The organism is Planococcus sp. TJ-307, from assembly GCF_058268435.1.
Map to the genome: position 1 here is coordinate 388015 of NZ_JBZDOJ010000004.1, position 6283 is coordinate 394297.

General features: G+C 45.4%; 6 protein-coding genes, 8 tRNA genes and 1 rRNA gene. All 15 read left to right on the plus strand.

Annotated features, from left to right (window positions below; genetic code table 11):
* The first annotated feature begins 2 nt into the window (after positions 1–2).
* On the plus strand, positions 3–332 hold the full coding sequence (locus AC4EHK_RS15860; protein ID WP_490979757.1) for an anti-sigma factor antagonist: 330 nt from the start codon (positions 3–5) through the stop codon (positions 330–332).
* A 1-nt stretch (position 333) separates the two neighbouring features.
* Positions 334–804: an anti-sigma B factor RsbW gene (rsbW, locus tag AC4EHK_RS15865; RefSeq protein WP_490979758.1), complete on the plus strand. Its 471-nt coding sequence runs from the start codon at positions 334–336 to the stop codon at positions 802–804.
* Positions 782–1564: an RNA polymerase sigma factor SigB gene (gene sigB, locus AC4EHK_RS15870; protein WP_490979759.1), complete on the plus strand. Its 783-nt coding sequence runs from the start codon at positions 782–784 to the stop codon at positions 1562–1564. The genes rsbW and sigB overlap by 23 nt, the downstream gene beginning before the upstream one ends.
* Positions 1564–2163, plus strand: coding sequence for a PP2C family serine/threonine-protein phosphatase (locus tag AC4EHK_RS15875; RefSeq protein WP_490979760.1), 600 nt, complete (start codon positions 1564–1566; stop codon positions 2161–2163). Before sigB ends, AC4EHK_RS15875 begins: the two co-directional genes overlap by 1 nt.
* A gap of 127 nt (positions 2164–2290) precedes the next feature.
* Positions 2291–4456 carry a Tex family protein gene (locus tag AC4EHK_RS15880; protein ID WP_490979761.1) on the plus strand — a complete coding sequence of 722 codons (2166 nt, stop codon included), beginning with the start codon at positions 2291–2293 and terminating at the stop codon, positions 4454–4456.
* A gap of 22 nt (positions 4457–4478) precedes the next feature.
* Positions 4479–4931 (plus strand): SprT family protein, encoded by a 453-nt coding sequence (locus AC4EHK_RS15885; RefSeq protein ID WP_490979762.1) that lies wholly within the window; start codon positions 4479–4481, stop codon positions 4929–4931.
* A 169-nt stretch (positions 4932–5100) separates the two neighbouring features.
* Positions 5101–5175 (plus strand) — tRNA-Asn (locus AC4EHK_RS15890).
* A 5-nt stretch (positions 5176–5180) separates the two neighbouring features.
* A tRNA-Glu gene (locus AC4EHK_RS15895) sits at positions 5181–5255 on the plus strand.
* 170 nt (positions 5256–5425) lie between these two features.
* Positions 5426–5502: transfer RNA gene (locus AC4EHK_RS15900), tRNA-Met, on the plus strand.
* A gap of 3 nt (positions 5503–5505) precedes the next feature.
* Positions 5506–5581: transfer RNA gene (locus tag AC4EHK_RS15905), tRNA-Asp, on the plus strand.
* A gap of 8 nt (positions 5582–5589) precedes the next feature.
* A tRNA-Gln gene (locus tag AC4EHK_RS15910) sits at positions 5590–5664 on the plus strand.
* A gap of 98 nt (positions 5665–5762) precedes the next feature.
* Positions 5763–5848, plus strand: a tRNA-Leu gene (locus AC4EHK_RS15915).
* Positions 5849–5861: 13 nt separating this feature from the next.
* A tRNA-Arg gene (locus AC4EHK_RS15920) sits at positions 5862–5938 on the plus strand.
* A gap of 19 nt (positions 5939–5957) precedes the next feature.
* Positions 5958–6031: transfer RNA gene (locus tag AC4EHK_RS15925), tRNA-Gly, on the plus strand.
* Positions 6032–6203: 172 nt separating this feature from the next.
* Positions 6204–6283, plus strand: a 16S ribosomal RNA gene (locus AC4EHK_RS15930); the annotation flags it as partial.

The following is a 6283-nucleotide window of genomic DNA, read 5'->3' on the forward strand; positions in this document are numbered from 1 at the left end:
CAATGAATATTCAAGTGGACTTAACTGAAGAAAACAATATCTTAGACGGATTTATCCGCGGGGAAATCGATGCACATACTGCACCGGTCCTACGTGAAAAATTAGAAGCTTACCAAAATCATCAAGGATTGAAAGCAGAGTTGGATCTTTCCGACGTTAACTATATGGATAGCACAGGATTGGGAGTTTTTGTGGCTTTTTATAAATCGGTCAATGCAAATGGCGGCCATGTAAAGTTAAAAGGACTCTCTGCACGACTAAAACGACTGTTCGATATTACAGGTTTAGGCGATATTATGGATATCGAATCTGTCGGGAAGGGTGGTAACTAACATGCGTCCTTTCGATTATGTGGAAATGAGAGTTCCTGCAAAATCCCAGTATGTCGGGGTTGCAAGACTGACTATTTCAGGTTTAGCCAGCCGTATCGGTTTTTCGTTTGATGATATAGAGGACTTGAAAATCGCTTCAAGCGAGGCTGTGACCAATGCGGTCCAACATGCTTACACAGAAGGCGAGGAAGGCGAAGTTGTCATCGGCTGCGCCCTTTATGAAGACAAGATTGAAATTATGGTAGCGGATCATGGCCAAAGCTTTAATTTCGAAGAAACAAAGGCAAAAGTGGGTCCGTATCACGATCAAGAAGAAGGTGCTTTTCTTCGTGAAGGAGGTCTCGGCTTGTATTTGATTGAAACATTAATGGACGAAGTCAAAGTTCATCATCAAGAAGGAGTAACAATCTTCATGACAAAGCATGTTGAAGGAGAGCAGGTGGAGAAGGATGTCGAAACAGTCTCATCCTAATCAGCCTACTAAAGAGCAGGTGCTTGAGTGGATTGAAGCTTATCAAAAGACAGAAGATGAAGAGGCCCAAACAAATTTAGTGTTGAATTATAAGCGTCTTGTCGAATCCATTGCACGTAAATATTCGAATGGTAAATCTTATCATGAAGATATTGCGCAAGTGGGCATGCTGGGACTTTTAGGAGCTATCAGACGTTACGATCCTTCATTTGGCCGTAGCTTTGAGGCTTTTGCTGTGCCTACGATTATCGGCGAAATCAAACGCTTTTTGCGTGACAAGACATGGGCAATCCATGTTCCGCGGCGCATAAAGGAATTGGGTCCCCGTATTAAAGCGACGGTCGAAGTGCTGACCACAGAGCTGCAGCGTTCGCCGCAAGTATGGGAAATTGCCGAATACCTGGATGTTGAAGAAGACGACGTATTGGAAGCAATGGAAATGGGCAAAAGCTATCAGGCACTTTCAATGGACCACTCTTTGGAGGCAGATTCAGATGGCAGTACCGTAACATTGTTTGATGTAGTCGGCCAGGAAGACGACGGATACGAGAAAGCGGATCAGCGGATGCTTGTAGCTGAAGCGATGAGCGTGCTTTCTGAACGGGAAAAGCAAATCATCCAGTTCACCTACATAGAGCAGTTGAGCCAAAAAGAAGCTGGCGATAAGCTTGGCATTTCTCAAATGCACGTATCCCGTCTGCAAAGAAAAGCCATTAAAAAACTTCAGGAAGCTATATTAGCAGCCGGCGGAGTTTCGTAGTGGAAAAGATTCAGCATAGTTTTGTAGATGCTTATATTTTCAATGAAGCAAAAAAAGGGAATTATGAATCCGGCGACAGCTACCATACCGTGTTGACGGAAGATTATTTTATTTGCTCTGTAGCTGATGGATTAGGCAGTGGTCCAATTGCGCGGGAGTCGTCTCAAGTCATTCCTCAAATCTTACGGGAATTTCACCATGAAACCATTGATCAATTAATGTTTCGTTTTAATGGATTAATGCTCCAAAAGCGCGGTGCTGCTGTTGCTATTTTTAAAGTTGATTTCAAGGAAAAAACACTTGAATACAGCTGCGTTGGCAATATCCGATTTTATGTGTACCGCAAAGCGACAGATGAAATCATTTACCCGTTGCCGGTGATGGGGTATTTGTCAGGGCGTCCGCAAAAATTACGGACACAGCTTTACACATACGTGGAGGACGATTTGTTCTTGATGCATTCCGATGGCGTAGATCTAAGAAATCCAAAAGCCATGATGCGCAAAGCCGGACTGCCAGAGCAATTATATCGTGACATTCTGACATCCATTGAAACGGGTGACGATGCAACATTCATAACAGGAAGCCTTCTCAAATGAGCAGGCTTCTTTTTTCATGTCCAGCACCTGTTGAGATTGTTCGGGGACTCCTGTACAGCTTGGTTGTGACGCGCGTCTCCTTTTGCGAATGTGTTAAAATGAAAAAGAACTGAAGGGAAGTGTCCAGATGGAAATGCAACAGATTCATACATTAATCGCAAAAGAAACGGGCGTACGCAATAACCAAGTCGCACAAGTGATTGCCTTGATTGAAGATGGCAACACGGTGCCTTTTATCGCGCGTTACCGAAAAGAAGCAACGGGCTCTTTAGACGAAGTCCAAATCAAAGCAATCGATGACCGATATACATACATTCAGAATTTAGAACAGCGAAAAATAGACGTGATCCGTTCCATCTCGGAACAGGAAAAACTGACGGACGAACTGGAGAAGGCGATTCACAATGCCACTGTCTTGCAGCGAGTCGAAGATTTATACCGGCCGTACAAGCAAAAGCGCCGGACCAAAGCAACCATTGCAAAAGAAAAAGGGCTGCAACCACTGGCAGACTGGTTGATGGAGCCTGGCAATGAAAAGTTAGCAGACAAAGCACAGTCATTTGTAAACGAAGAATCAGGTGCCGCATCCACGGAAGAGGCGATTCAAGGAGCGCAGGATATCTTAGCGGAACTGTTTGCAGATGATCCGGATATCCGCGAAAAAATCCGTTACATGACACGAAAAGACGGAACGATTGCCACCGTCGCCAAGAAAAACCACGAAGATGAGAAGCAAGTCTTTCAAATGTATTATGAGTACGAAGAAGCCATACAGAAAATTGTCCCACACCGAATTTTGGCCATCAACCGTGGTGAAAAAGAAGAAGTTCTAAAAGTTTCCATCAATCCGCCAGCCGATCGCATTGTCACGTTGATGAAAAACAAATGGATGAAGCAGGCGAGTGCGGCAAGTGAAGCTGTAGCAGAAGCGATTGAAGACAGCTACAAGCGATTGATCCAACCATCAGTTGAGCGGGAAATTCGGACCGAACTGAGTGAGAAAGGCGAAACCCAAGCCATTCACATTTTCTCGGAAAATCTCCGGAATTTATTGTTACAGCCGCCGATGAAAAACAAAATGGTATTGGGTGTTGACCCGGCATACCGGACCGGCTGTAAACTGGCGGTCATTGATGAGACAGGCAAGCTGCTGGAAGTGGCAGTCATTTATCCGCATCCGCCAAAATCAGACCAAGCAGGATCAAAAAAAATCATGGAGCGTTTAACTGCGAAGTACCCGATTGAAATTATGGCAATCGGAAATGGTACCGCATCACGCGAGACCGAGCAGTTTGTGGCAGATTTTCTTTCAGAAACGTCGGCTGACATATCGTATGTCATTGTCAACGAAGCAGGTGCCAGTGTGTATTCGGCATCTGACATCGCCCGTGCCGAGTTTCCTGATTTGAAAGTTGAAGAGCGCAGTGCGGCATCGATTGCACGCCGTCTACAGGACCCGCTATCGGAATTGGTGAAAATCGATCCAAAAGCAGTCGGTGTTGGACAGTATCAGCACGACGTCTCACAAAAGAAGTTGGCAGATCAATTGACCTTTGTTGTAGAGACCGCTGTTAACCAAGTCGGCGTCAACGTCAATTCGGCGTCCTCCTCGCTGTTGCAATACGTAGCTGGATTAAGCAAAACTGTAGCGGAAAATGTCATCAAAGTGCGGGATGAAAACGGCCGCTTTACATCACGTGTTCAGCTGAAAAAAATTCCACGCTTAGGTGCAAAAACCTATGAACAGGCAATCGGATTTCTGCGGATTCCAGAAGGCAAGAATCCGTTGGACGCAACCGGCATCCATCCGGAGAGCTACGACATCGCAGAAAAGTTGTTGAACTTGGTTGGAGAAGACAAGAAATCTGTTGGGAAAGCAGGGATCTCTGAAAAGCTCGAAGCGCTTGAATTGCCAGAGTTAAGCGGAAAATGGGATGTAGGGGAAATTACGTTGAAAGATATCGTAGACGCCTTAAAAAAACCATTCCGTGATCCGCGTGACGAATTCCCGCAGCCATTATTGAAAAATGACATTTTGAAAATGGAAGATTTGCTGCCGGGCATGGAAGTGCAAGGGACTGTCCGCAACGTTGTGGACTTTGGTGCGTTTGTGGATATTGGGGTAAAACAGGATGGACTGGTTCATATCTCGAAATTGAAGAAAGGCTTTGTAAAGCATCCGCTGGAAGTAGTGGCAGTTGGAGATATTGTTACCGCCTGGGTGGAAAAAGTAGAAAAAGACAAAGGGCGCATTGCTTTGACGATGCTGCAGCCGAAAGAGCAGACCCTTTAACACGGAACATAGGGGAGTTAACATGACCAACGAAGAACTGACTGGACTAATCAAAGAGATTTCATGGACAAACTTTCAGAAGGCATTCAAGCATGAAGGTGTTTTCAATTCCAGGCTTCGGACGACAGGAGGCAGATACTTGCTGCGTTCCCACAATATCGAAATCAACCCAAGCTCTTATGAAAAGTTTGGCTATGCCGAACTTGAAGGCATTATTAAACATGAACTATGCCATTATCACCTTCATATAGAAGGAAGAGGATACAAGCACCGGGATCAGGATTTCAGAGAATTGTTGAAGAGAACAGGGTCACCGCGCTTTTGTTCCATGCTCGAAAACAAAGCAAAGCAGCGTTCCACAAAATCATATGTTTACCAGTGCGTGGCATGCAAAACAAATTACACACGCAAGATCCGAATGAATACAGAGCGTTATAGATGTGGGCGCTGTTCAGGAAAGCTGGCAGCACAATAACATTTTCAATAGAAAAAGGATGTCCGTAGGATGGGCATCCTTTTTGATTGCTATTCTGTTCCTTTGTTTTAGTAAGAAACAGAGAATAATAAATATAAATGAAAAAGGTATTGACGATTGTCTCAGGTCTCTTTATAATAGAAAAAGTCGACAAGTACTTAAACATTATTCCGAAGTAGCTCAGTGGTAGAGCACCGCACTGTTAATGCGATGGTCGTAGGTTCGAGTCCTACCTTCGGAGCCATTCACGGCCCCTTGGTCAAGCGGTTAAGACACCGCCCTTTCACGGCGGTAACACGGGTTCGAATCCCGTAGGGGTCACCATCTTACAAACAGCAACTAATCTGAAAAGTTATATTTGAATAACTTGTGTGTTACACTTGTACACAAGGCAAACAAGTATACGGCAAAAAACACGGAAGCTAAAGTTGCGAAGTGAAATGATTGCTGATGCAGTTGAAATGATTATAAGAAACTATCATCTATATTATTGTCGCGGGGTGGAGCAGTTCGGTAGCTCGTTGGGCTCATAACCCAAAGGTCGCAGGTTCAAATCCTGCCCCCGCAACCAAATGGTCCCGTGGTGTAGCGGTTAACATGCCTGCCTGTCACGCAGGAGATCGCCGGTTCGATCCCGGTCGGGACCGCCATTTTTTATTGGGGTATAGCCAAGCGGTAAGGCAACGGGTTTTGATCCCGTCATGCCCTGGTTCGAATCCAGGTACCCCAGCCATTATTCAGTTGAAACGCAACGGCGACGAATTAGAATTTTTCATTGACATTGAAGTGATTAAGTAGTATAATAGAGTTTGTCCTTAAAAATAACTCAATGCGGTCGTGGCGGAATGGCAGACGCGCTAGGTTGAGGGCCTAGTGGGAGAAATCCCGTGGAAGTTCGACTCTTCTCGGCCGCACCATTATCTCTCGAACGCGCCCGTAGCTCAATTGGATAGAGTACTTGACTACGAATCAAGCGGTTAGAGGTTCGAGTCCTCTCGGGCGCACCATATTTTTCTTTATAATAACGCGGGTGTAGTTTAGTGGTAAAACCTCAGCCTTCCAAGCTGATGATGGGGGTTCGATTCCCCCCACCCGCTCCAAATTTTAAACTTGAACCTTGAAAACTGAACAGCAAAACGTCAACAAAACGCAACGGTCGCGCAAAACGGCCCGCGCAAAACTACTGATCAGCGTTATGCAGATCACGAGCGAATCGCGCGTCTTTTCAGACCGCGAAACGCCAGCAAGTATTTGAGCAATCAATACTACTCTATAATGGAGAGTTTGATCCTGGCTCAGGACGAACGCTGGCGGCGTGCCTAATACATGCAAGTCGAGCGGAACCATTGGAG

Coding starts and splice junctions, on each gene's coding strand:
- AC4EHK_RS15860 (WP_490979757.1), top strand. CDS start 3: ATGAATATTCAAGTGGACTTAACTGAAGAAAACAATATCTTAGACGGA.
- rsbW (WP_490979758.1), top strand. CDS start 334: ATGCGTCCTTTCGATTATGTGGAAATGAGAGTTCCTGCAAAATCCCAG.
- sigB (WP_490979759.1), top strand. CDS start 782: ATGTCGAAACAGTCTCATCCTAATCAGCCTACTAAAGAGCAGGTGCTT.
- AC4EHK_RS15880 (WP_490979761.1), top strand. CDS start 2,291: ATGGAAATGCAACAGATTCATACATTAATCGCAAAAGAAACGGGCGTA.
- AC4EHK_RS15885 (WP_490979762.1), top strand. CDS start 4,479: ATGACCAACGAAGAACTGACTGGACTAATCAAAGAGATTTCATGGACA.